The sequence below is a fragment of the Tissierella creatinophila DSM 6911 genome, assembly GCF_001940565.1.
GTDB lineage: Bacteria > Bacillota > Clostridia > Tissierellales > Tissierellaceae > Tissierella_A > Tissierella_A creatinophila.
Window position 1 is genome coordinate 1 of record NZ_LTDM01000051.1, and the last position, 1,743, is coordinate 1,743.

The 1,743-nt window shown below is 29.1% G+C and carries 1 protein-coding gene; it reads left to right on the forward strand.

Translation table 11 applies throughout. The features are described from left to right. Positions 1 to 138 precede the first annotated feature (138 nt). Positions 139 to 1,569 (forward strand): transposase, encoded by a 1,431-nt coding sequence (locus TICRE_RS10040; protein WP_075727677.1) that lies wholly within the window; start codon positions 139 to 141, stop codon positions 1,567 to 1,569. Positions 1,570 to 1,743 lie beyond the last annotated feature (174 nt).

Genomic DNA, 1,743 nt, shown 5'->3' on the forward strand with positions numbered 1-1,743 from the left:
TAGCTCGTTGCAGAACTCTGTAGCGAGCTATTTTACTGCATTTCAATCTATTGAAATGGCTGGGATTCCCCCGATTTTGGGTATATATACAGTATCAAGTTGTTTATAACTCAAAACGGAAATTGAAAGGAGAATCCCATGCCAGTTTCAGCTAAACAATTAAATTTTTGTGATGTTTCTAATGATTTTGATAAGTTTTACAATCAAAATCAAAATGATTTACTTTCTTTATTAGATAAATTTATTAGTATCAGTGACTTTATCCCCTTTTCTTTTTATCGAAAATATTATTCTAATTTTGGGTCTAAAAGAGATTTTTCACTTGAATCTATGCTTAATGCTTTTATTGTTAAAAATATTTTATCTATTCCTTCTGTTGATCTTTTAATTACAATTTTATCTATTTCATCTGAACTTCGTCAGTTTTGTGGCTTCTTAAAGGTTCCTCATAAATCACAGTTTTCTAGATTTAAATCAATTTTTCTAGATAATTTAAATGATTTATTCAATGTTTTAGTAGATTTCACTGAAGATATTTCAAAAGAGATCAGTCCCTTTTTATCTTCTATTTTAATTACTGATACAACTGGAGTTGAAGCTTATGTTACTGAAAACAATCTTAAGTTTTATCAGTCACAGCTTAGAAAATCTAAGTCACATGCAAAGTTCTTTTCAAAGACTAATCCTAACTCAGTATTTGACGTTGAAAAGTATGCACAAGGTCAGATGCCTAAGTTTGCTTCTTCTAATCCTGATGCTAAGTTAACCTACTTAAATGGCCATTTTGGATACTTTTTAAAATGTATTGTTTCCACTAACGCTCTTGGACTTGTTAGAAATGTTAATTTTTATGATTCTGATAACAATCTTGACCAAGATTTAAGACCTCAGGATGTTAAGGATTCTTTTGATTCTAAATCTTTAATTCCTTCTTTAGAAACATTCTTCCAACTTCATCCCAACTTTAAGTTTAAATACTTTTTAGGTGATTCTGGCTTTGATGCAGATGATAATTACGCTTATCTTCACAAGAAAAACATTATGCCTATCATAAACCTAAATCCTCGTAATTCTAAAGATTTACCCCAACCTGGATTTAATGAAATTGGTATTCCCCTTTGTCCAAGAGATCCTTCTTTACCTATGAATTATGATGGTATCACAAGAGAAAAAGGTCGTTCAGATAGAATTAAATATCTTTGCCCTAAGGTTCAAAAGTTAACTATTAAAGGAAGGTGTCAGTATATCTTAAGTTGTGAAGATCCTTGTACTCCATCAAAATGCGGTAGAATTAAACAAATTACAATTCATCATAATTACAGATTTAATACTGCAATGCCTCGCGATAGCCTAAAATGGAAAAAACTATATAGACTTAGAACTATTTGTGAAAGGTCAATTTCTCAACTTAAAAACTTTATCCAAATCAAGACTTCTAAAGTCAGAAATACTGTATCTTTAAAATCAGATATATTATTTGCCTGTATTTCTCAATTAATATCTTTTATTTTAATATTTAAAGCTGGAAAATCAGAGAATCCACTTGCTATTAAATCTTTAATAGCTTAGTTTCTAAATTAAATCGAAAAATTTAACTGGTTAAATTTAACCTTTAGTTTTCTATGCCCTTTTTCTGTGTATAACTAGATTCTCCAAAATTAACGAGCATATTTATTTATTGAATTAAATTTCCCTTTGTGGATAACCTTAGATAATTTCAAAACTCTATTCTGCAACTATCTA

What these genes read in the sequence shown, in the direction of transcription:
- TICRE_RS10040 (WP_075727677.1), top strand. Translation starts at nt 139, where the DNA reads ATGCCAGTTTCAGCTAAACAATTAAATTTTTGTGATGTTTCTAATGAT.